Source organism: Kushneria sp. Sum13, assembly GCF_052692355.1.
The window spans coordinates 1,279,579-1,301,736 of record NZ_CP199847.1 but is presented as its reverse complement, the minus strand read 5'-3'; the positions used below and the strand labels follow the sequence as shown (position 1 = coordinate 1,301,736).

Sequence of the window (22,158 nt, the reverse complement as noted above, 5' to 3'; positions counted from 1 at the left end):
TTTGTCAGCCGTTTTCACCGGTCATGGCCGCCAGCTGATCGGCCTGATATTCATGGACCAGCGGGTCGATGATGTCATCCAGCGCCCCGGTCATGACTTCACCCAGCTTGTAGAGCGTCAGATTGATTCGATGATCGGTTACCCGGCCCTGCGGGAAGTTATAGGTGCGAATGCGTTCGCTGCGATCGCCCGAGCCTACCAGCGAGCGGCGCGTGTCGGACTGCTGCTGATGTCGGGCGCTTTCGGCACTCTGCTTGAGGCGCGCCGCGAGCAGTGACATGGCACGGGCACGGTTCTTGTGCTGGCTGCGCTCGTCCTGACACTCGACCACGGTGCCGGTCGGCAGGTGAGTAATGCGGATCGCGGAATCGGTGGTGTTGACGTGCTGGCCGCCGGCGCCGCTGGCGCGAAAGGTATCCACGCGCAGATCGTTTGGGTTGAGCTCAACCTCAGCGACCTCATCGGCCTCGGCCATGACCGCCACGGTACAGGCCGAAGTGTGAATGCGCCCCTGAGATTCGGTCGCCGGCACCCGCTGCACGCGATGGGCACCGGATTCAAACTTGAGACGGGCATAGATATCACCACCGGCCACGCGGGCAATGACTTCCTTGAAACCGCCCTGCTCGCCATGGCTGGCACTGATGGTTTCCATCTTCCAGCCGCGGCTTTCAGCGTAGCGCGAATACATGCGAAAGAGATCGCCGGCAAAGAGTGCCGCTTCATCGCCGCCGGTGCCGGCACGCACCTCGAGATAAACACTGCGCTGATCGTCCGGGTCCTTCGGAATCAGAAGCTGCAGCAGCTGAGGCTCGAGGGCTTCAAGGTTTTCATCGATCTCGACGATCTCGTCATGCGCCATGGCGCGCATGTCGGGGTCGCTGTCTTCGAGCATCTGATGGGCGCTGTCGCGATCGGCTTCCAGCGCGCGATAGCGGGCCCACTGACCCACCAGCGCTTCCAGATCGGAATACTCGCGCGAGTAGTTGCGAAATCGGGTTTGATCACCGATGACGCCCGGGTCGGAAAGGAGCCTTGAGAGTTCTTCGAAACGTTCGGCAAAGCCGTCAAGACGGTCTCTGAGCGAGGCCTTCATGGCGATTCCCGGTGCAGTGCGCTGTCGTCGATCAAGAGTTCCTCCGCCGCCTGAATCAGATCCACCCGCTCGGCACCGGAGGCCGCGCGAATGCGTGAAGTCGTGCCATGCAGCAGTCGATTGGTCAGCTGCTGCGTCAATTTCTGGATCACCCGCTCGGGGTCCTGTCCTCGTGACAGGGCGGCCAGCGCCTCACTCTCGGCCTCGGCCCGCAGGCGTTCGGCCTGATGACGATGACGCCGAATCAGATCACCGGCGCTGCGCACACGCCGCTCATGCTGCCAGGCCGAAACGTTGGCCAGAATCATCTCTTCGGCCTGATCGGCAGCGGCCTGCCGCGAGCGGCGATTTTCGCTGATGACGTCATTGAGGTCATCAATGCTGTACAAAAAGATATCGTCAAGCTCACCGACCTGCGGTTCGATGTCCCGCGGGATAGCGATATCCACCATGAAAATGGGGCGATGCTTGCGCGTTTTCAGCGCCGATTCCACGATCCCCTTGCCCAGAAGCGGCGTGGGGCTGCCGGTTGAAGAGATGACGATGTCGGCACAGACCAGCGCATTTTCCAGCTCATCCAGACCGATGGCCACGCCACCGACTTCATCGGCAAGCGTTTGCGCGCGCTCACGCGTGCGATTGGCAACGATAATGCCCTGAATACCGGCGTCGCGAAGGTGACGGGCGACCAGCTCAATGGTTTCTCCGGCGCCGATCAAAAGCGCTCGGGACTGGCGAATATCATCGAAAATACGACCGGCAAGATTGACCGCAGCATAGGCCACTGACACCGGGTTTTCGCCAATACCGGTTTCAGTGCGCACCTGCTTGGCCACGGCAAAGGTATGCTGGAAAAGGCGCTCGAGATCGCTGCCCAGAGTGTGATGGGTTCTGGCGACCTGATAGGCACTTTTGATCTGGCCCAGAATCTGGGGCTCCCCGAGCACCATCGAGTCCAGACCGCAGGCGACCCGCATCAGATGACGCACGGCTTCGCCATCACGATGCCATCGGGCGCAGTGCTCGAGTGACTCGATAGGCAGGCGATGAAAGTGACCGAGCCACTCAAGCAAAAGGCGCTCATCTCCTCCCTCGAGCCGACAATAGATCTCGGTTCGATTACAGGTCGATAGAATGGCGGCTTCCTGAACTTCCTCAAGGGAAATCAGGTCTTCAAGCGCCAGTGCCATCTGACTGGAAGAGAAAGCGACCTGCTCACGGACTTCAAGGGTCGCACTTTTATGATTGATGCCTAGGGAAAGAAGCATCGTGATACCGTATTAGCTATAACGTTCGTGTAGAACGCTGAGACACGACTGGATTATGTGTCAGGTATCCAATCCTGCCAGATCAGGTCCGTTATCGGTGATACAGTGCGTATTTCGTGCATGAGCGGCGCCAGAGAATTGCGTACCGCATGGTGCTCGCACTTCATGGTCGTGCATTCTAACATAGCCCCGGGCGCCATGGGATGGAACGCTTTCATCAGCCTCATAGCCCCCTGCAGGTTTCGCCATCAATGAGGACACGGATGCGCCAACGCACACTATGGCTATCGATGGCCGCCCTGCTGCTGCCCACGACACTCTGGCCGATGCCGTCCATGGCGGCCGATACTCCAGCAGCGTCGTCAACCTCGCAGAAGGTCGGTACCCCCTCATCAAATGATCCGGACCGGAAGCAGAACGACGCTTCGCGGGAGAGACTTGATGGCGCCACTCTTGGCGCGCTTCTGGGCGCCGATATCGCCGCGCAGCGTGGGGACATGGGGCTGGCCGCCCGCACCTACATTCAGCAGAGTCAGCGTCATCCGGATATCGCGCTGGCCCGACGGGCCACACAGATAGCGCGCCTGAGCAACGACCCGAAACTGGTCGTCGCCGCCGCCAATCGCTGGGCAGCGCTGGACCGTAATAGTGCGACACCACGTCGCATCCTGGCGGCCGCCGCCGCCGAACAGGGCGAGTGGGCTACTGCCATGGCGCTGCTGCTTGAAGTGGATGCCAGCGGCCAGGATGCCGACCTTGAGTCCTTTCTGGAAGAGGCCATTACCAGCGGCGCCCGGCCTGAAGAGCTGCTGGCGCCGCTGGAAAGCTATCTCAAGCGCCATCCCGACCAGCCTCACCCGCTGATTACGCGCGCCCTGCTGCAATCACTGCAGGGCAATAACGACGCTGCCGACCAGGACCTTGAGCACGCACAGACTCTGGATGCCAGGTTGCCGGCACTCTGGCTGGCCCGCAGCCAGATCGCGCTGGATCGGGAAGATGCGGCAAAGGCACTTGAATACGCACGGCGTGGTCATGACCTGGCCCCGAGTGATAACCGTTTCATTCTGGCCATGGCGCAGGCCAATCTGGCCATGAACGATGTGGATGCCGCCGAAAAGCAGTTCGACATCCTGATGCAGGAGATGCCAGACAATCTTCAGCTGCGTCTGGCGCTGGCACAGCTGTATCTGCGCAACGATCATGCCGAGGCGGCCCGGCGTCTGCTGAAGCCGGCACTGGCAGAGGACAGCGCTTCCCCCTCGGGCGATCTTTATATGCTGGCAGGCCTTGCCAGCGAAAGACTCGATGACATTGACCAGGCACTGGCACTGTATGCGCGCGTTCCCGAAGGGGAGCACTTCATGACGGCACGTGTACGCGGCGTTCAATTGTTCACCGAGCAAAAACGCATCGATGACGCATTGCGCTGGTTACAGGGTCAGGAAAATGATTATCCCGATCAGTACGCCGCGCTCATGGAACTCTCCCTGTCATTGCTGGATCAGAACGATCAGCGCATGCGCGCCGACCAGCTGCTCGACAGCGCCATCACGTCACGCGCGCCCGACAACGACAGCCTGCTTTATATACGCGCCGTGCGCGCCATCGAACATCAGGATCTCAAGGCCATGGAGCGCGACATGCGCACCCTGCTCAAACGCGACCCGGACAATGTCGACGCTCTCAATGCGCTTGGCTATACCCTGACCGAGCAGACCGACCGCCATGAAGAAGCCTTGCAACTTCTCGAGCGTGCCCACCGTCTGGCGCCTGAATCGGCCCCGGTCGTCGACAGCCTGGGCTGGGCGCACTTTCATCTGGGCCAGCTCGATCAGGCCGTGGCCCTGCTCAAGCAGGCCTATGCCCTGATGCCGGATGAAGAGGTCGCCGCACATCTGGCAGAAGCACTTTGGGCCGACGGCGACAGCGAGCAGGCACGACGTATCATCGCAGGTGCCATGGCGCGTTTTCGCAACCACCCCACCATTGATGGCCTGCTGAGTCGCTATCCGCTGCTGACCCCGCTCGGCCCGCCGCCACAGGCAACGAATTCATCCACTGTTACTTCCCAGGAGAGCACCCCATGACATCAGGTACTGCGATCGGTCGCACGCTACAGTTTCTGACCCTCGCCCTGATCGTCCTTCTGGCCGGCTGTGCCACTCAGGCACCCACCCAGAAGGAAGAACGACACCCCGGCGACTGGCGCACCCAGCAGTCAAATCTTGAAGCTCTGGATACCTGGACGGCAGCCGGCAAGGTCGGCATCCGCACACCGGATGACAGCCAGAGCGCCAACCTGGACTGGACCCAGCGTGCCGATCAGTATCGCATTTCGGTCAGCGGCCCCTGGGGCACCGGTCGCAATACGCTGAAGGGCAATGGCCGTCAGGTCACCCTGACCAACGGCGATGGCACCTTCCAGGCACCGACCCCCGAGGAACTGATGGCACAGCAGATGGGCTGGTCGCTGCCACTTTCCTCTCTGGTCTACTGGGTACGCGGCCTGCCGGACCCGCGCAGTCCGCATCGCACGAGCGAAGACGACGTCGGCTTCCCGGCCACCATGGATCAGGCCGGCTGGCATATCGATTATCGTGACTGGAGCCAGGCAGACGGACTGTGGCTGCCGCGACGCATTGTCATGACCTATGACGATCTGCGCACCACGCTGATCATCAACCGCTGGCAGCCGGGACAGGCCGACCTGCCATGACAGGGAATGCTGCACTGACCCTGCCGGCACCGGCCAAGCTCAATCGCATGCTGCACATCGTGGGCAAACGCCCCGACGGCTATCATGAACTGCAGACCCTGTTTCAGTTTCTGGATCATGGCGACACGCTGCATTTTCGTCTGCGCGACGATGACGCCATCACCCTGTCGCCACCGATTGAAGGTGTCAGCGTTGATGACAACCTGATCGTTCGGGCCGCCCACCTTCTACAGGGCGTTGTTGATCGGGCATTGCCGGGGGTAGACATCACCCTCGACAAAAAACTGCCCATGGGTGGCGGCCTGGGCGGCGGCAGCTCTGATGCGGCCACGACACTTCTGGCACTTGACCATCTCTGGCAACTCGGGCTGGACACGGATCATCTGGCAACGCTTGGACTGACACTGGGGGCGGATGTCCCCGTGTTTGTTCGGGGGTTTGCGGCCTGGGGCGAAGGCGTGGGCGAGCAACTGATTCCGGCTCCGCTCAATACCCCATGGTTTGTCGTGGTTCACCCCGGCGTGAGCGTGTCGACGGCCGGTGTCTTCGGCCATCCGCAATTGACACGCGACACCCCCTTGATTAGTATGTCGCGCGCCCTGCAGGGAGGTCATAACGACTGCGAGGCCGTGGTGCGAAGGCTTGAACCGGGTATCGGTGAGGTCATCGATCTGCTTCGCCAGTACGGACCCGCCATGCTGACCGGAACCGGCGCCTGCGTTTTCTGCCCTCTCGAGAGCGAGACGTCAGCGCTTGAACTGGAAAGAGAGATACTCTATGGTATCGCTCGACATGCGTACCCGGATCGCTGGAGCGTTTTCAGGGCACGCGGTTGTAACATCTCTCCTCTGCATCAGGCTCTGAGCAAGCTTCGAGTATCCTCGGATACCGGAGTATCATGAAGCATTGAACGTCAGCGCTTGCATCAAGGGTTATTGGGGTATAGCCAAGTGGTAAGGCACCGGTTTCTGGTACCGGCATTCCCAGGTTCGAATCCTGGTACCCCAGCCATCTCTTTTCGATGTCACTCACGTTTGACTTCAAACCACCCCGATTTTCTACAAGCGTCCAAAGGTGGCTGCGCGTGTCTAAACTGATGGTCTTCGCGGGGAACGCCAACCCCGAGCTTGCCCGCAAGGTGGCCGAGAGTCTTGATAATCGTCTGGGCCATGCCACGGTCGGTCAGTTCAGCGATGGCGAGATCGCGGTCGAGATCAACGAGAACGTGCGCGGCAAGGACGTTTTTATTCTCCAGTCGACCTGTGCACCGACCAATGACAACCTGATGGAGCTCATCCTGATGGTGGATGCGCTGCGTCGGGCAAGTGCGACTCGTATTACGGCTGTTGTCCCCTACTTCGGTTACGCCCGACAGGACCGTCGTGTCCGCTCGGCCCGCGTACCGATTTCTGCCAAGGTCGTGGCCGACATGATGGTCAAGGCCGGCGTGGACCGTGTCATGACCATGGATCTGCACGCTGATCAGATTCAGGGCTTTTTCGACGTACCGGTCGATAACGTCTATGGCTCGCCCATTTTGCTTGATGACATCGAGCGTCAGAATTACGACGACATTGCCATCGTCTCGCCCGATGTCGGCGGCGTTGTTCGTGCCCGTGCCATTGCCAAGCAGCTCAACGCAGACCTTGCCATCATCGACAAGCGTCGCCCGTCGGCCAATCAGGCTCAGGTGATGCACATCATCGGTGACATCAAGGACCGCACCTGTGTACTGGTCGACGACATGGTCGATACGGCAGGTACGCTGTGCAAGGCGGCTGAAGCGCTCAAGGCGCATGGCGCGCGTCGCGTGCTGGCTTACGCCACACACGCCATTTTGTCGGGTCCGGCAGTCGACAACATTACGAAATCACAGCTCGACGAACTGGTCGTGGCGGATACCATTCCGCTGGCCGAACATGCTCGTCGCAGCGGCAAGATTCGTCAGCTGTCGGTCGCCGGTCTGATTGCAGAAGCCATCCGCCGCGTCAGCAATGAAGAATCCGTCAGCGCGATGTTTCACTGACATCGCGCCGGTAACCGCTTTCGCATGATGCGAAAGCCCGATAAAACGGCACAGGTCTGGTCGCGGGCCGTGTCGTTTTCGACTTGAACCAATGAGGGTCCAACCCATGAAACATGATTATCAACTGACCGCTGTCGCTCGTACGGCGCTGGGGAAAGGTGCGAGCCGCCGCCTGCGTCGTGCGAACGAACGTGTCGCGGCCATCATCTATGGCGGCAGCGCCGAGCCGCAGCCGATCGCCATCGACAAGCCGGCCTTCTACAAGGCGCTTGAAGAAGAGTCCTTCTTCTCCTCCATCGTCAACATCGACATTGAGGGCAAGAAGGAACAGGTCGTCATCCGTGATCTGCAGCGTCACCCCTACAAGGAGCTGATCACGCACGCCGACTTCATGCGCGTTGATGCCACTCACGAGCTGACCATCACCGTACCGCTTCACTTTGCCGGTGAAGACGAGTGCAAGGGCGTTCGTGAACAGGACGGTGTTCTGCACGTTCTGGCCAATGACGTTGAAGTCAGCTGCCTGCCGGGTGACCTGCCCGAGTATCTGGAAGTCAACGTTGCCAACATGGCGATGGGCGATACCCTTCACCTGAGCGACATCCCGCTGCCCAAGGGCATCACCATCGTTGCCCTGACGCACGGCGAAGATCATGACACCGGTATCGTCACGATCACGCATCCGGATCTTGGCACCGATGAAGAAGGTGAAGGCGAGTCTTCCGATGGTACACCGCGCACCGAAGCCGATAACGGCGGCGAGGGCGAGCAGGTCTAAGGATGGCGTCTGCCATCTGATGCCTGACGGCCGGTCGGGCCGGGCCCAGTGCCCGGCTCGCCCGGCCGTTCTGATTTATGGCCTGCATGCACCGCAGGGCGCTGTGATGACAACAAGCGAGAACGCCTCATGAGCGATATTAAAGCGATCATAGGGCTGGGCAACCCGGGCGCCCAGTACACACAGACCCGCCATAATGCCGGCTTCTGGCTGATCGATGCGCTGGCTGGCCGCTATCACGCCACGCTTCGCTCCGAACGCAAGCTGCTGGGCCACTACGCCCGCGCGACCATTGAAGGGCACGACATTCATTTGCTGGCGCCTTCGACCTACATGAATCACAGCGGCCAGTCGATTGGCGCACTGGCTGCCTTTTACAAGCTGCCGCCGGAGTCGCTTCTGGTGGTACACGATGAGCTGGACCTGCTCCCCGGCCATGCGCGCTACAAGCAGGGTGGCGGTCACGGCGGCCATAATGGCCTGCGTGACACCATCAACGCGCTGAGCCAGAACAAGAATTTTCACCGCCTGAGACTTGGTATCGGCCACCCCGGCAGCGCCAGCCAAGTGGTCAACTACGTGCTTGGAGCGCCGGGCAAGAGCGAACGCCAAGCCATTGATGATGCCATTGATGCATCGCTTGAGACCCTGCCATTGGCACTGGCCGGTGACTGGGCGCGCGCCATGAACCAACTTCACAGTTTCAGCGCCGCCTAGCCGCGCGACCATCGCTGCAGGAGCTGCCTGTCATGACGCTCGAACGCTTGATACCGCTGGTCTTTGTCGGCATCTGGTCGACCGGGTTTATCGCCGCACGGCTGGTGGCCCCATGGACCGACCCGCTGACCTTTCTAAGCTATCGCTTTTTACTCAGCGCGCTGGTGTTCATTTTGATCGCACAGGCCGTGAGGGCAAGCTGGCCACGCGGTCGAGCCGCCTGGACGCGCGCCCTGGTGGTCGGCATTTTGCTGCAGAGTCTTTATCTGGGCGGGGTTTTCTGGGCGGTCAATCGCGGCCTGCCCGCGGGCGTGGCAGCGCTGGTGGTCGGACTTCAGCCTTTGGCCACCACCATTTTTGCCTCCTCGATGCTCGATGAGCGACCCGATACTCGCCAGTGGCTGGGCGTACTGATCGGCTTTATCGGCACCCTGCTGGTATTGTTGCCGGGCCTTGAGACCGATTTCGGCAAGATTGACCCCCTGCCACTGGTGGCGGTATTGATCGCCATGCTGAGCATTACCCTGGGCACCATCTGGCAAAAACGAACCGGCCCCGGCGCCGACCTTCGCACCAACGCCGCCATTCAGTTTATCGGCGCCTTCGTGGTCACCCTCCCCCTGGCGCTGACCACCGAAAACATGCGCTTTGAGTCAAACTGGCAGGCATGGACAGGCCTTTTATGGTCGGTATTTGGCCTGTCGGTGGGCGCCATTTCCCTGCTGCTGGTCATGATCCGTCGTGGCTCGGTTTCAAGCGTGGCCTCGCTTTTTTATCTGGTGCCGCCCGTGGTCGCCCTTCTGAGCTGGCTTCTGTTCGATGAAACGCTCGGGCCTCTACAGGTCGGCGGCATGCTGCTGGCTGCCTGCGGCGTGGGCCTTGCCGGTCGCCAGACATCATCCAGACGGTAGCAAGGCAACCACGGCAACAGGTAAACTTCGCACCATCTCGTCCGTACTGCGGATCGAATCAATAACATCGCCCTACACTGCAGGATGCACATCCATGGGATTCAATTGCGGTATTGTCGGCCTGCCCAACGTGGGCAAATCGACCCTTTTCAATGCCCTGACCAAGTCAGGCATCGATGCAGAAAACTTCCCCTTCTGCACCATCGAACCCAATACCGGTATCGTGCCGATGCCGGACCCTCGCCTTGATCGGCTCGCCGACATCGTCAAGCCCCAGAAGACTATCCCGACCACCATGGAATTCGTGGATATTGCGGGTCTTGTGGCTGGCGCCTCAAAGGGTGAAGGACTGGGCAATCAGTTTCTGGCCAATATCCGTGAAACCGATGCAATCGCGCATGTGGTGCGCTGCTTCGACGACGACAACGTCATTCACGTCTCTAATCAGGTTGATCCACGCGCCGATATCGAGACCATCAATATCGAGCTGGCTCTGGCAGATCTGGACAGTGTTGAGCGCGGCATTCAACGCCTGGCGCGCGTGGCCAAGGGTGGCGACAAGGAAGCCCTGACCAGCAAGGCGCTGCTGGAGCGTATTCAGCCCCATGTTGCAGAAGGTCATCCTCTGCGCAGCTTCGGCCTTGATGATGAGGAAAAGAGGCTTTTGAAAGGGTTTGGATTTCTGACGCTCAAGCCCACCATGTACATCGCCAATGTTCATGAAGAAGGCTTTGAAAACAATCCGCACCTGGACGTGGTGCATGCCATTGCCGCCGAAGAAGGTGCCGTGGTGGTGCCGGTGTGCAACAAGATAGAGGCCGAAATTGCCGAGCTCGAAGAAGAAGAGCGCGCCATGTTCCTCGATGAAATGGGTATGGACGAGCCGGGGCTCGATCGCGTCATTCGCGCAGGCTATGGCCTTTTGGACCTTCAGACCTACTTCACTGCAGGCGTGAAGGAAGTTCGCGCCTGGACAGTACCGGTGGGTGCCACGGCCCCACAGGGTGCCGGCGTGATTCATACCGATTTCCAGAAAGGATTCATCCGCGCCGAAGTCATCGCCTATGAAGACTTTGTAGGTCTTGGCGGCGAACAGGGGGCCAAGGAAGCCGGCAAATGGCGTCTGGAGGGCAAGGAATATGTGCTCAAGGACGGCGACGTCGTGCATTTTCGTTTCAACGTCTGAAAACGCCGGTGCAGGGCTTGACGCATTGATGGCCTTTGCGTAGTATGCGCTCGCGTTGAACGGCTACGTAGCTCAGCTGGTTAGAGCACATCACTCATAATGATGGGGTCCCCTGTTCGAATCAGGGCGTAGCCACCAGATACGAAAAAACGGCATCTTCGGATGCCGTTTTTTTATGCCTGCCGTTCGGATGCTTCAGCTCAGATGCTGGCGATTGCAAAACGCCGTCAGCGCCCGGATCAGATGATCGGGATCATGTGCACCCGCCGTCTCGCGGATGGAATGCATCGCCCACTGCGCCAGCCCGATATCCAGCGTGGGCACCCCGGTGCGGGTCGCCGTAAGCGGGCCGATCGTGGTACCACACGGCATATCGGCACGACTGACAAACGTCTGTACCGGCACGTCCGCCTCACGACAGATCTCGCGAAAAAGCGCGCCGGTTGCAGCATTGGTGGCGTAGCGCTGACTGGCATTGACCTTGATGACGGGGCCTCGGTTGAGCGCCGGCTGATGGCGCGCATCGTGCTTGTCGGGATAGCTCGGATGCACGGCGTGTGCGTTGTCACACGATATCAGACGCGATGACTGCAAAAGTCGGACACGCGCTCCGGCACCGCCATCCCCCTGTGCCTCGGCCAGACGTGCCACCACATCGCCCAGCAGCGTGCCCTGCGCACCACCCGTGCTGCCACTGCCAATCTCTTCGTGATCATTGGCAATGAAAAGTGCGCCCTGCGTGCCGTCACTTTCCATCAGTGCGCGCATGCCGCAATAGCAGGACAGCAGATTATCCAGCCGCGCCCCGCTGATCATCTCTCCCTCAAGCCCTACCTGCGAAGCCGGCTGCGCATCATGAAAGCTCAACTCGTAGTCAATGATGCCGATATCCTCCAGACCATGCTGATCGGCAAGCCAGCGCTTGAGCAGGGACTCTATTGAAGGCGGCACCTGATCGGGGCCTGCCTGCCAGACCACCGGCGCCATCTGGGTCTGGGCATTGAGTGCCTTGCCCTGATTGACGTCGCGGTCCAGGTGAATGGCAAGACTCGGAATAATGGCGACTGGCTGATCGACCTGAAAGAGCTGCTCCCGGAGTCTGCCCTGACCATCACGCAGATACACCCGACCGGCAACGGCCAGATCACGATCAAACCAGGGCGCCAAAAGCGCACCCCCATAGACTTCGACCCCCAGCTGCATCCACTGGGCCGACATCTGTACAGGCTGAGGCTTTAAACGCAGTGCCGGGCTATCCGTGTGGGCGCCGATCATGCGAAGTGCCTCCAGCGGCCCCTCGGGCAGCTGAAAGGCGATCAGTGCACCGCCGGCGCGCGTGCAGTAATAACGCTTGCCGGGCACAAGCTGCCAATGCTCGGTCTCGTCCAGTGGCATGAAGCCTGCCTGCTCAAGACGCGACGCCATCTCCCTGACCGCATGCCAGGGTGTAGGGGAATACTTGAGAAAATTGAACAAATCAGTAATTGTCGAGGAATGAAACACGTAATTCTCCCATACTACCTATCGGTGATAAGCACGTCGGGCTGCTACAATGACGGCCCTGCCTGCTGACCTGCAACAGATCCTTTTAATCTCGTAATAACAGAACATAAAGTGTACATGAACCCGGGAGTGCTTCATTGATGAGCCTGTTTGCCCCAGCCCGCAATATTGCGGTGTTCGCTCTGTGCCTTTTGACTGCCCTGCCCGCAATGGGTGATGAGGCAATCAAGCCGACCGACGAGGGGCGACAGGCGTCTCGGGAAGTCATTCAATCACTGGAATATGGTCACTATGAACCTGTAACGCTCAATAATGGCTGGGCCGACAAGGTCTTCAGCCGCATGTTGAAACTTCTGGATTCACAGCACGCCTATCTCACCCGCGAAGATATTGCCCAGTTCAGCGATCTGCGCACAGGGCTTGATGAAATGCTGGTAGAAGGTGATCTGGATCGCGTCTATGCATTTTACGATCTCTACCAGGCGCGTCTGGAAAGTCGACTTGAATGGCTGATCGACCGGCTCGAAAACCAGCCCGACTTCGACTTCTCCGGCAACGAGCGTCTGCCGACCAATCTTGAAGACGCTGACTGGGCAGAAAGCCGCAATGAGCTGGATGATCTCTGGCGCCGGCGGCTTAAAAATGCGGCCCTGACCCTGTCACTGGCACCGGATACATCGCAGGATCAGCCGGTGGTGGATACCAGCGTCCTGTCCGAGATCGCCACTATCCCGGCACCGGCGCCCAACGCCGGCCCCGGCACAGGCGATAGCGGCAAGACGATGTCTCCCGAAAAGATTGCCAAACAGCTGGCCGATCGTTACAAGAGCCAGCTTGCCCGCGTCAAACAGACCAATTCCGAAGATGTGCTGAGCATTGTCCTCAATGCCGCCACGGGCTCCATTGACCCTCACTCGGAATACCTTTCTCCCAGCCGTGGCCAGTCCTTTGACATCCAGATGAAGCTTTCACTGGAAGGTATTGGCGCCCTGCTCCAGCAGGACAGCGAATACGTTCGCGTTTCAAGTCTGGTGTCCGGCGGCCCCGCCGAGCGCAGCGGCCAGATCAAGCCGGCCGACCGTATTGTCGCCGTCGGTGATGGCGATAGCGGCGAAATGATCAGCGTGATCGGCATGCGCCTGGATGAAGTCGTTGAGCATATTCGCGGACCGAAAGGGTCAAAGGTACGCCTGGAAATCATCCCGGCCAAAGCCGTTGATGTAACCCAGACCCGGACCATCGAGATCACGCGCGACACCGTTAGTCTGGAAGATCAGGCGGCCAGCAGCCGCGTTGTCGAGTCCCATCGCAATGGAGAAACCCATCGCGTTGGCGTGATCAAGGTGCCGGCCTTTTATGTCGACTTTGACGCCTATCAGGCCGGTGACAAGAACTATCGCAGCTCAACACGCGATGTGGCGCAGCTGATTGAAAAGCTGAAGACACAGAACGTGGAAGGCATTGTGCTCGACATGCGCGGCAACGGTGGCGGTGCCCTGCAGGAAGCCAACTCGATGGTGGGCCTCTTTATCGATCGCGGCCCTACCGTTCAGGTTCGTGATGCGCGTGGACGCATCAGTCTTTATGGTGATACGGATCGCGGCGCTGCCTACGACGGCCCGCTGGCCGTGCTGGTCGACAGACTCTCTGCTTCCGCCTCTGAAATCTTTGCCGGCGCCATACAGGATTATGGCCGCGGCCTGATACTCGGCAACCAGACCTTTGGCAAGGGCACGGTTCAGACGCTCAGCGACCTGAGCCATGGCGAGTTGAAGCTCACACGCGCCAAGTTCTATCGAATCTCGGGAGAAAGCACTCAGCTGCGCGGTGTAGAGCCGGATATTGCTTTCCCCAGCCTGATCGACAAGGATGAAATCGGTGAAAGCGCGCTCGACTATGCACTGGCATGGGATACGGTACGTCCGGTCAGCTATCGCATGTACGGCGAACCCTGGCAGTTTGTGGCGCAACTCAGGCAAAAACATGAGCAGCGCGCTCAAAACAATCCCAACTTTCATTATCTGACGCGTGAGGCGCAGCTGGCCGAGCAATTCCAGGCCCAGAACAATACCGTCAGCCTCAACCGAGAACAGAGAAAGCGCGAAATGGAGGCGCAGGAAGCCGAGCAGCTGGCGCTTGAAAACCAGCGCCGCCGCGCACTGAAACTGCCTGAAATCGATACCTGGACCGATGCACGCGATGAAGCGCTGCAGGCCGGAGAGGATGCGGAGTCCGAATCTCCCATTCAGCAGGCGGCCATGGATGAAAGTGCAGAGATTCTACTGGATTATGCCTTGCTGACCGACAAGGGACGCAAGCCGGAGACTCCAGCTCCCCGGCCCTGATCCCATCATGAAAAAGGGCTGCCTGTTACAACAGGCAGCCCTTTTTTATTGTCAAAAAAACCGGCTTTTATATAAACATTCAACGCTTTCAAATGAACACGTAATAAAAAAAGGACTAATCAGATTATGATTGCTGCATGAGTTTTAATATTTTAACGGTGTCCTGATGACTCATACCATAACTCTGCATCAATGCTTCAAGCTCTTCAAAAAAGGCGGGTCTAGCGGGCGCCTGCTTGTCGAGATTTCTCAACATCTCGCCAAGCTGATTATCAAGCGACCACTTGTCCTTGATGGACAGGTTTCTCTCGCGGGGCATTCTTTTACATTCCTGAAATTATTAATGTTGCGGATAGGCAAGATGTCGCAAGGCACATGGACTGTCAGGGATATGGCCAGATGGCGCTGCCAATAGACAGATGTCCACAGGTGAGCAACGCGACATATCGAAACAACATGACAACACTGGCTCAAAACCGAACCATCACCGCTCGGATAACAGGCCGCCCACCGGGAATAAACCGAACAATCCAGAATGCCGTTTAATCGAACGACAACGCTGATCGAATAGTAATGTTAATCGAATAACATTGTTAACCGAAATAGCATCGATCCGAATACCGGCCGTTCGAACAACCATCATTCAAAATACGATTCTGGAAGTAAAAACAGTAAACGTCGTTTTCGGGCACAGATGGATATTTCTTATAACAAACGTTATTTATTGAGTCAAACAAGGGCTGGCGAGGCACTTCGAAAAGACGTCAACACTTTTAAATTAAATAATTCGGATATAACATCAGAAAGATAGCGACACACAGGAGCCAGGCAAGGTTGACCCGAGCGTCGAATCAAAAAGAAAAGGAAGAGATGATGCGGGTGATGGCACTACATACCTGTCTGGGCGTGACAAGTATTGGCTCCCTGAGCAGGACTCGAACCTGCGACCCAATGATTAACAGTCATTTGCTCTACCAACTGAGCTATCAGGGAACAACGATGTATCAGATTTTATTGGCTCCCCGAACAGGACTCGAACCTGTGACCCAATGATTAACAGTCATTTGCTCTACCAACTGAGCTATCGGGGAATGTCTTCCGAATACGCGGCGTAGTATACGTATTTCAGAAAAAACGTCAAGGCCCTGATAAAGACCCCGGCGTTATTCGCGACAATCATACGACACGAATATTGCCTGTCGCTGGTGGCTACGCCCTGATTCGAACAGGGGACCCCATCATTATGAGTGATGTGCTCTAACCAGCTGAGCTACGTAGCCATGCGACCGTGCGCATTGTACAGAAGCACCACCGATATGCCAATCCCTCATGCCCCCTTCAGCCACGACCGGTTCATCTGTCTCTGCCCTCGCCTCTCCCACCAGGAGCCTTATTAAATGAGAACACTCACGGTCCAGGTCATACGGGTTCATTGTTTATCGGTCATCAGGCCTGTACGGCGCAAACGCCAAACACCTCATCCATTTTTATTGATTGATCGTTCAATAAAAAATGGCTACCCTGAATATCAATCAACGTTGTTCACAAAGGGAGAGGCGATCAGTGCCCAAGGTAGGTATGGAGCCCATTCGTCGACAGCAACTGATTGACGCCACCATGGCCACAATCGATGAAGCAGGTCTGGCCGACAGCACCATCATGCAGATCTCGCGACGTGCGGGCGTTTCTGCAGGCATCATCAGCCACTATTTTGGCGGCAAGGACGGGCTTCTCGAGGCCACCATGCGCCATATTCTTGCCGACCTTGGCGCATCGGTCGCTCGACGGCGCCAGGCATTGAGCAGCAGTGACGCCAAAGCGCATCTTTATGCGATTGTGGAAGGCAACTTTGATCGCAGCCAGGTCAGTCAGGCGGTCATGAAGACATGGCTGGCCTTCTGGACCACCAGCATGCACAAACCGGATCTGCAGCGACTGCAAAGGGTCAATGACCGGCGCCTTTACTCCAACATTACCTATCAGTTCCGAAAGCATCTGCCCTCTGAACAGGCCCGCACGGCCGCCCGCGGGCTGGCAGCGCTGATCGATGGCCTGTGGCTGCGCGGTGCGCTGTCGCCCGAGAAATTCGATATTTCAAGTGCGGTGTGGCTGGCCTGTCGCTACGTTGACGAACAGCTGCAGAGCAGCGATACCGCCTGACATCATATGTTCTTTTGACACTTCAAATTCATGTTTATCCAGGAGGCCCCATGGCCGTTTTCGACACCCAACAGCTCTATATTGACGGCAAACGCGTTGATGCGACCTCTGGCGAAACCTTTCAGTCCATCAACCCCTATAATGGCGAAGTACTGGCCGAGATTCAGCAGGCCTCTCAAAACGATGTCGACCGGGCCGTTGAATCGGCGCGCCGCGGCCAGAAGATCTGGGCTGCAATGACTGGCGTTGAGCGCTCACGCATTCTCAACCGCGCCGTTGCCCTGCTTCGCGAAAGAAATGACGAGATCGCTCGCATTGAATCGATGGACACCGGCAAACCGCTGAGCGAGACCACCGCCGTGGATATTGTGACCGGCGCAGATCAGCTCGAGTATTACGCCGGTCTTGCCGCGGCCGTTGAGGGTGAGCAGATCCCCATTCGTGCCGATTCGTTTGCCTACACTCGTCGCGAGCCGCTCGGGGTATGTGCCGGCATCGGTGCCTGGAACTATCCCATCCAGATCGCCTGCTGGAAGTCGGCACCGGCACTGGCCACCGGCAACGCCATGATTTTAAAGCCCAGCGAAGTCACCCCGCTGACCACGCTGATGCTGGCTGAAATCTTCACCGAGGCCGGCCTGCCCGATGGTGTCTTCAACGTGGTGCAGGGAGATGGCCGCGTCGGGGCGATGCTGACCGAGCACGTCGGTATCGACAAGATCTCCTTTACCGGCGAGGTGGGTACCGGCAAAAAGGTCATGTCATCTTCGGCGTCCTCTTCACTGAAGGAAGTCACCATGGAGCTGGGCGGCAAGTCTCCCCTGCTCGTCTTTGCCGATGCCGATCTTGATCGCGCCGCCGATGGCGCCATGATGGCCAACTTCTACTCCACGGGTCAGGTCTGCACCAACGGCACACGCGTATTTGTCGAACGCTCGGTCAAGGACGCCTTTGAAGCGAAGCTGCTTGAACGTGTCAAGCGCGTAAAGACCGGTGATCCCATGGACCCGACGACCAATTTCGGGCCACTGGTCAGTTTCGAACACATGGAAAAGGTCTGCGAATATCTGGACGCCGGCAAGCAGGATGGAGCTCGGTTACTGACAGGTGGCGAACGCATGGTGGAAGGCGACTTCGGCAAGGGCGCCTTTGTGGCCCCCACCATCTTCACCGACTGCCATGACGACATGCGCATCGTAAAAGAAGAAATATTCGGCCCTGTCATGTCCATTCTGGCCTTTGACGATGAAGAAGAGGCCATACGTCGCGCCAATGACACGCAGTACGGTCTGGCCGCCGGCGTGTTCACCGAAGGGCTCAACCGCGCGCATCGAGTGGTGCATCAGCTTGAAGCCGGTATCTGCTGGGTCAACACCTGGGGCGACAGCCCGGCTCAAATGCCCGTCGGCGGCTACAAGCAGTCCGGCGTCGGCCGTGAAAACGGTCTTTTGACGCTGGCGCACTACACGAAGGTCAAATCGATTCAGATCGAGATGGGACCCTTTGAATCCGCGTTTTGATGGCGGCGACTTCCCGTTTTGACAGGACAGGCCTCCATGAGGCCTGCCCCTTTTGATCAACTGTTTCTGGCACACCGGGAGGGCTTTATGGCTCACACTCGCGAATATGACTACATCATTATCGGGGCCGGTTCAGCCGGTAACGTCCTGGCGGCGCGCCTGACCGAAGACGATGATGTGACGGTCCTGCTGCTGGAAGCCGGCGGTCCGGACTATCGTCTGGACTTTCGGACCCAGATGCCGGCGGCGCTGGCCTATCCGCTACAGGGCAAACAGTACAACTGGGCGTTTGAGACCGACCCCGAGCCCTTCATGAACAACCGGCGCATGGAGTGTGGTCGCGGCAAGGGCCTGGGGGGGTCTTCGCTGATCAATGGCATGTGTTACATCCGCGGCAATGCCATGGACCTGGAAGGCTGGGCCGAGCAGCCCGGTCTTGCTGACTGGACCTACGCCAACTGTCTGCCCTACTACAAAAAGGCCGAAACCCGTGACATCGGCGGCAATGACTACCACGGCGATCACGGGCCGGTGCATGTGGCCACCCCCAAACCGACCACCAATCCGGTCAACCGGGCCTTTATCGAGGCCGGCAAGCAGGCAGGCTACGGGGAAACCGACGATCTCAACGGCTACAAGCAGGAAGGCTTCGGACCGATGGATCGTACCACCACGCCCAATGGTCGACGCTCCTCGACGGCCCGGGGCTATCTGGACATCGCGAGGCATCGCAGCAATCTGACCATCGAAACCCGGGCGATGACTGATCGCATTCTGTTCGAGGGCAAAAAGGCCACAGGCGTGGCCTATTCGCGCAAGGGACACGACGAGCAGGTGCATGCCCGTCGCGAAGTGCTGCTGTGTGCCGGCGCCATCGCGTCACCGGCCATCCTGCAGCGCTCGGGTGTCGGCGACCCCGACTGGCTTGAAGAGATGAGCATCGATGTGGTGCATGCGCTGCCGGGGGTGGGTAAAAATCTGCAGGACCACCTGGAGATGTACATTCAGTACGAGTGCAAGCAGCCCATCACGCTTTATTCGGCGCTGAAGTGGTACAACCAGCCCAAAATTGGCGCGCAGTGGCTGTTCCAGGGCAAGGGCATCGGGGCCAGCAACCAATTCGAGGCCGGCGGTTTCATTCGTACCGATGAAGGAGAAGCCTGGCCCAACCTGCAGTATCACTTTTTGCCGTGTGCCATCAGCTACAACGGCAAGAGTGCCGTGCAGGCTCATGGCTTTCAGGCCCACGTGGGGTCCATGCGCTCCAAAAGCCGCGGCCGGATCAGGATCAAATCGCGCAACCCGATTGAGGCGCCCAGCATTCTCTTTAACTACATGAGTGATGAGCGTGACTGGGAAGAGTTTCGCGACGCCATTCGGGTCACTCGGCGCATCATCGAACAGCCGGCCATGGACCCGTATCGCGGTCGTGAAATTGCGCCCGGCGCGGATGCCCAAAGCGATGAGCAGCTCGATGCCTTCGTGCGCGACCATGCCGAAACGGCCTACCATCCCTGCGGCAGTTGCCGGATGGGCGAAGGCCCGGAAGCCGTGGTCGACGGTCAGGGCCGTGTCCATGGCATGGAAGGCCTGCGGGTGATTGATGCCTCCCTCATGCCCGTGATCGTGACCGGTAACCTGAACGCCACCACCATCATGATGGCGGAGAAACTGGCCGATGTTGTCCGCGATCGCGAGCCGCTGCGCCCATTGACCGATGTCACGTTCTATACGGCGCAAAAAGCCAATCAGAACGCACGTGACGCCGAAACAATGAAGGCACATCCGTAGTTCAGGGTTGGTCTGCCAATAAAAACACCGGGCATGGGCCCGGTGTTTTTCGTCCATGACTACTGGCTCAGAGCGGAGAGTGTGCCCTGTCAGCAGGCGAGACCGCCGCTATTTCAGCCGCTTCGAAGCCGCCAAAGGTGCTGGCCCCCTCTTCGGCGCTACCCACAAGCTGGCGCATGCCGGCAAACATCTCGCGTCCCATACCATGATGATACTGCTCGAGATCGGCCCGGGCACACGGCCTTGCGGCAAATTCCTCGGCATCGATGAGCACCTCAAGGTGCCCGTCAATCGAATCGAGTCGCACCATATCGCCATCGCGCAGGCGTGCCAGCGGCCCGCCATCGAGCGCCTCCGGCGTCATGTGAATCGCGGCAGGTACCTTGCCGGACGCGCCTGACATGCGCCCATCAGTGACCAGCGCGACCCGAAAGCCTCGATCCAGCAGTGATCCAAGGTAGGGCGTGAGCTTGTGAAGCTCCGGCATGCCATTGGCGCGCGGGCCCTGAAACCGCACCACGGCAATGAAATCACGCTCGAGCTCGCCGTTGTTAAAGGCCGTCTTGAGCGCTTCCTGATCGGCAAATACCCGCACCGGCGCCTCGATAATGCGAAACTCCGGCTTGACCGCCGAGACCTTGATCACGCCGCGTCCGAGGTTGCCATCCAGCACCGTCAGCCCACCCGTGGGCGAAAAGGGATGTGCGACATCGGTCAGCACTTCCGGATCAAGGCTTTCAGCCGGCCCTTCGCGCCAGACCAGCTCCCCCCCTTCCAGAAAGGGTTCCTGAGTGTAGCTTTCCGCCAGCGTTTTACCCGTGACGGTCTTGATATCACTGTGGAGCAGCCCGCCCTTGAGTAGCTCACGGATCAATACGCTCATGCCCCCGGCGGCGTGGAAGTGGTTTACATCCGCCTGGCCGCTTGGATAGATATGCATGAGGCTGGGCACCACCGCTGACAGCTCGGCAAAGTCATCCCAGTTCAGCGTAATGCCGGCCGCGCCTGCCATGGCGATCAGGTGCAGGGTATGGTTGGTCGATCCCCCCGAGGCCAGAAGCCCTACCAGCGCGTTGACGATAGCGCGCGCATCAATCTGCTGCCAGAAAGGAAGATAACCACCGCCCGGCTCGGAATTCTTGATGGCACGCTCGGTGGCATGGGCGGTCAGGGCTTCGCGCAGGGGCGTATTCGGGTTAACAAACGATGACCCCGGCAGATGCAGCCCCATGATCTCCATCATCAGCTGATTGGAGTTGGCCGTGCCGTAAAAGGTACAGGTACCGGGCGCATGGTAGGAAGCCGACTCCGACTCCAGCAGCTCGGCGCGCCCGACCTTGCCTTCGGCAAACTTTTGACGAATGCGCGCTTTTTCCTTGTTGGGCAGGCCACTGGGCATCGGACCTGCGGGAACAAAGACCGCTGGCAGATGCCCAAAGCGTGCCGCCGCGATGAAAAGACCGGGGATGATCTTGTCGCACACCCCTAAAAAGAGGGCCGCATCGAACATGTTGTGGGAAAGCCCAATGGCAGCGCTCCGGGCGATGCTGTCGCGCGAAAAGAGCGACAGCTCCATACCGGGCTGGCCCTGAGTGACCCCGTCACACATGGCCGGCACACCACCGGCCACCTGCGCCGTTGACCCCATGCGACGCGCCGCCTGGCGAATGACATCGGGGAATTGCTCAAAGGGCTGGTGGGCCGAAAGCATATCGTTATAGGACGTCACGATGCCCAGGTTGGCGCTGTTGGTCAGCTTGAGCTGCTGCTTGTCGGAGGCACTGCAGGCAGCAAAGCCATGGGCCAGATTGCCACAGTCAAGCGCACCACGATGAACACCACGGCGATGCTGTGCCTGCATGCGGGCTTCATACAGGGCACGACGCGGGGCAGAACGCTCGATAATGCGCTGGGTTACGCGGGTCAGGGTGGTGTGCATGAAAACCTCGCCTGTCACGGTCTCAAGTGGGAATGGATTAGTTTATCCGAATTGTCTCGTCTTTGTAGTTAAACTACCTTTGTCGTCCGCTACAATACCCGGTCTGCAGTACGCCTTTTCAGGCCAAAGGCCTCAACGATACGATAGAATGCCGTCTTCGGGCGCAAAGAATGTCATTCCACAGGGTGTTGGCAATTTC

General features: G+C 58.8%; 17 protein-coding genes and 5 tRNA genes. 14 read left to right on the top strand and 8 right to left on the bottom strand.

What is annotated here, in order from left to right; genetic code table 11:
- Positions 1-4: 4 nt before the first annotated feature.
- On the bottom strand, positions 5-1,096 hold the full coding sequence (gene prfA, locus ACUN8C_RS06140) for a peptide chain release factor 1 (RefSeq protein ID WP_445621378.1): 1,092 nt from the start codon (positions 1,094-1,096) through the stop codon (positions 5-7).
- A complete protein-coding gene (hemA, locus tag ACUN8C_RS06135) occupies positions 1,093-2,364 on the bottom strand; it encodes a glutamyl-tRNA reductase (RefSeq protein WP_445621377.1) in 1,272 nt (423 codons plus the stop codon). The genes prfA and hemA overlap by 4 nt, the downstream gene beginning before the upstream one ends.
- A 263-nt stretch (positions 2,365-2,627) precedes the next feature.
- Between hemA and ACUN8C_RS06130 the strand changes: the two genes are divergently transcribed.
- From ACUN8C_RS06130 to ACUN8C_RS06085, 10 genes are all read left to right on the top strand, one after another.
- The gene (locus tag ACUN8C_RS06130) at positions 2,628-4,454 is read left to right on the top strand and encodes a tetratricopeptide repeat protein (protein ID WP_445621376.1); all 1,827 of its coding nucleotides are present in this window, start codon (positions 2,628-2,630) and stop codon (positions 4,452-4,454) included.
- The gene (gene lolB / locus ACUN8C_RS06125; RefSeq protein WP_445621375.1) at positions 4,451-5,083 is read left to right on the top strand and encodes a lipoprotein insertase outer membrane protein LolB; all 633 of its coding nucleotides are present in this window, start codon (positions 4,451-4,453) and stop codon (positions 5,081-5,083) included. Before ACUN8C_RS06130 ends, lolB begins: the two co-directional genes overlap by 4 nt.
- Positions 5,080-5,985 carry a 4-(cytidine 5'-diphospho)-2-C-methyl-D-erythritol kinase gene (gene ispE, locus ACUN8C_RS06120; protein WP_445621374.1) on the top strand — a complete coding sequence of 302 codons (906 nt, stop codon included), beginning with the start codon at positions 5,080-5,082 and terminating at the stop codon, positions 5,983-5,985. Before lolB ends, ispE begins: the two co-directional genes overlap by 4 nt.
- A gap of 34 nt (positions 5,986-6,019) precedes the next feature.
- A tRNA-Gln gene (locus ACUN8C_RS06115) sits at positions 6,020-6,094 on the top strand.
- A gap of 73 nt (positions 6,095-6,167) precedes the next feature.
- Positions 6,168-7,109, top strand: coding sequence for a ribose-phosphate pyrophosphokinase (locus ACUN8C_RS06110; RefSeq protein ID WP_207771499.1), 942 nt, complete (start codon positions 6,168-6,170; stop codon positions 7,107-7,109).
- A 106-nt stretch (positions 7,110-7,215) separates the two neighbouring features.
- On the top strand, positions 7,216-7,887 hold the full coding sequence (locus ACUN8C_RS06105) for a 50S ribosomal protein L25/general stress protein Ctc (protein WP_445621373.1): 672 nt from the start codon (positions 7,216-7,218) through the stop codon (positions 7,885-7,887).
- Between the two features lie 129 nt (positions 7,888-8,016).
- Positions 8,017-8,604 carry an aminoacyl-tRNA hydrolase gene (gene pth, locus ACUN8C_RS06100; protein ID WP_445621372.1) on the top strand — a complete coding sequence of 196 codons (588 nt, stop codon included), beginning with the start codon at positions 8,017-8,019 and terminating at the stop codon, positions 8,602-8,604.
- Between the two features lie 32 nt (positions 8,605-8,636).
- The gene (locus ACUN8C_RS06095) at positions 8,637-9,515 is read left to right on the top strand and encodes a DMT family transporter (RefSeq protein ID WP_445621371.1); all 879 of its coding nucleotides are present in this window, start codon (positions 8,637-8,639) and stop codon (positions 9,513-9,515) included.
- A gap of 94 nt (positions 9,516-9,609) precedes the next feature.
- On the top strand, positions 9,610-10,701 hold the full coding sequence (gene ychF, locus ACUN8C_RS06090) for a redox-regulated ATPase YchF (protein ID WP_108843900.1): 1,092 nt from the start codon (positions 9,610-9,612) through the stop codon (positions 10,699-10,701).
- A gap of 61 nt (positions 10,702-10,762) precedes the next feature.
- Positions 10,763-10,839, top strand: a tRNA-Met gene (locus ACUN8C_RS06085).
- Between the two features lie 57 nt (positions 10,840-10,896).
- On the opposite strand, the gene ACUN8C_RS06080 is transcribed toward ACUN8C_RS06085, so the two are convergent.
- Positions 10,897-12,204, bottom strand: a complete 1,308-nt coding sequence (locus tag ACUN8C_RS06080; protein WP_445621370.1) for a M18 family aminopeptidase — start codon at positions 12,202-12,204, stop codon at positions 10,897-10,899.
- A gap of 140 nt (positions 12,205-12,344) precedes the next feature.
- On the opposite strand from ACUN8C_RS06080, the gene ACUN8C_RS06075 reads away from it, so the two are divergent.
- The gene (locus ACUN8C_RS06075) at positions 12,345-14,549 is read left to right on the top strand and encodes a carboxy terminal-processing peptidase (protein WP_445621369.1); all 2,205 of its coding nucleotides are present in this window, start codon (positions 12,345-12,347) and stop codon (positions 14,547-14,549) included.
- Between the two features lie 124 nt (positions 14,550-14,673).
- Here the strand turns inward: ACUN8C_RS06075 and ACUN8C_RS06070 are convergent, their stop codons facing one another.
- From ACUN8C_RS06070 to ACUN8C_RS06055, 4 genes are all read right to left on the bottom strand, one after another.
- Entirely contained in the window at positions 14,674-14,868 is a 195-nt protein-coding gene (locus tag ACUN8C_RS06070; protein ID WP_445621368.1) for a hypothetical protein, read from the bottom strand.
- A 598-nt stretch (positions 14,869-15,466) separates the two neighbouring features.
- Positions 15,467-15,542, bottom strand: a tRNA-Asn gene (locus ACUN8C_RS06065).
- A gap of 22 nt (positions 15,543-15,564) precedes the next feature.
- Positions 15,565-15,640: transfer RNA gene (locus ACUN8C_RS06060), tRNA-Asn, on the bottom strand.
- Between the two features lie 112 nt (positions 15,641-15,752).
- Positions 15,753-15,829, bottom strand: a tRNA-Met gene (locus ACUN8C_RS06055).
- Positions 15,830-16,112: 283 nt separating this feature from the next.
- Between ACUN8C_RS06055 and betI the strand changes: the two genes are divergently transcribed.
- The 3 genes from betI (at position 16,113) to betA (ending at position 20,020) form a co-directional block, all read left to right on the top strand.
- Positions 16,113-16,709 (top strand): transcriptional regulator BetI, encoded by a 597-nt coding sequence (betI, locus tag ACUN8C_RS06050; protein WP_445621367.1) that lies wholly within the window; start codon positions 16,113-16,115, stop codon positions 16,707-16,709.
- Between the two features lie 50 nt (positions 16,710-16,759).
- Positions 16,760-18,229, top strand: a complete 1,470-nt coding sequence (betB, locus tag ACUN8C_RS06045; RefSeq protein WP_445621366.1) for a betaine-aldehyde dehydrogenase — start codon at positions 16,760-16,762, stop codon at positions 18,227-18,229.
- Between the two features lie 87 nt (positions 18,230-18,316).
- The gene (betA, locus tag ACUN8C_RS06040) at positions 18,317-20,020 is read left to right on the top strand and encodes a choline dehydrogenase (protein WP_445621365.1); all 1,704 of its coding nucleotides are present in this window, start codon (positions 18,317-18,319) and stop codon (positions 20,018-20,020) included.
- Between the two features lie 67 nt (positions 20,021-20,087).
- On the opposite strand, the gene edd is transcribed toward betA, so the two are convergent.
- Positions 20,088-21,959, bottom strand: a complete 1,872-nt coding sequence (gene edd / locus ACUN8C_RS06035) for a phosphogluconate dehydratase (protein WP_445621364.1) — start codon at positions 21,957-21,959, stop codon at positions 20,088-20,090.
- Between the last annotated feature and the right edge of the window lie 199 nt (positions 21,960-22,158).

Excerpts from the sequence above, each read along its gene's own strand:
- prfA (WP_445621378.1), bottom strand. The coding sequence starts at position 1,096 with ATGAAGGCCTCGCTCAGAGACCGTCTTGACGGCTTTGCCGAACGTTTC.
- lolB (WP_445621375.1), top strand. The coding sequence starts at position 4,451 with ATGACATCAGGTACTGCGATCGGTCGCACGCTACAGTTTCTGACCCTC.
- ACUN8C_RS06095 (WP_445621371.1), top strand. The coding sequence starts at position 8,637 with ATGACGCTCGAACGCTTGATACCGCTGGTCTTTGTCGGCATCTGGTCG.
- ACUN8C_RS06130 (WP_445621376.1), top strand. The coding sequence starts at position 2,628 with ATGCGCCAACGCACACTATGGCTATCGATGGCCGCCCTGCTGCTGCCC.
- ACUN8C_RS06075 (WP_445621369.1), top strand. The coding sequence starts at position 12,345 with ATGAGCCTGTTTGCCCCAGCCCGCAATATTGCGGTGTTCGCTCTGTGC.
- betA (WP_445621365.1), top strand. The coding sequence starts at position 18,317 with ATGGCTCACACTCGCGAATATGACTACATCATTATCGGGGCCGGTTCA.
- ychF (WP_108843900.1), top strand. The coding sequence starts at position 9,610 with ATGGGATTCAATTGCGGTATTGTCGGCCTGCCCAACGTGGGCAAATCG.
- ACUN8C_RS06070 (WP_445621368.1), bottom strand. The coding sequence starts at position 14,868 with ATGCCCCGCGAGAGAAACCTGTCCATCAAGGACAAGTGGTCGCTTGAT.
- hemA (WP_445621377.1), bottom strand. The coding sequence starts at position 2,364 with ATGCTTCTTTCCCTAGGCATCAATCATAAAAGTGCGACCCTTGAAGTC.
- pth (WP_445621372.1), top strand. The coding sequence starts at position 8,017 with ATGAGCGATATTAAAGCGATCATAGGGCTGGGCAACCCGGGCGCCCAG.
- ispE (WP_445621374.1), top strand. The coding sequence starts at position 5,080 with ATGACAGGGAATGCTGCACTGACCCTGCCGGCACCGGCCAAGCTCAAT.
- ACUN8C_RS06105 (WP_445621373.1), top strand. The coding sequence starts at position 7,216 with ATGAAACATGATTATCAACTGACCGCTGTCGCTCGTACGGCGCTGGGG.
- edd (WP_445621364.1), bottom strand. The coding sequence starts at position 21,959 with ATGCACACCACCCTGACCCGCGTAACCCAGCGCATTATCGAGCGTTCT.
- betB (WP_445621366.1), top strand. The coding sequence starts at position 16,760 with ATGGCCGTTTTCGACACCCAACAGCTCTATATTGACGGCAAACGCGTT.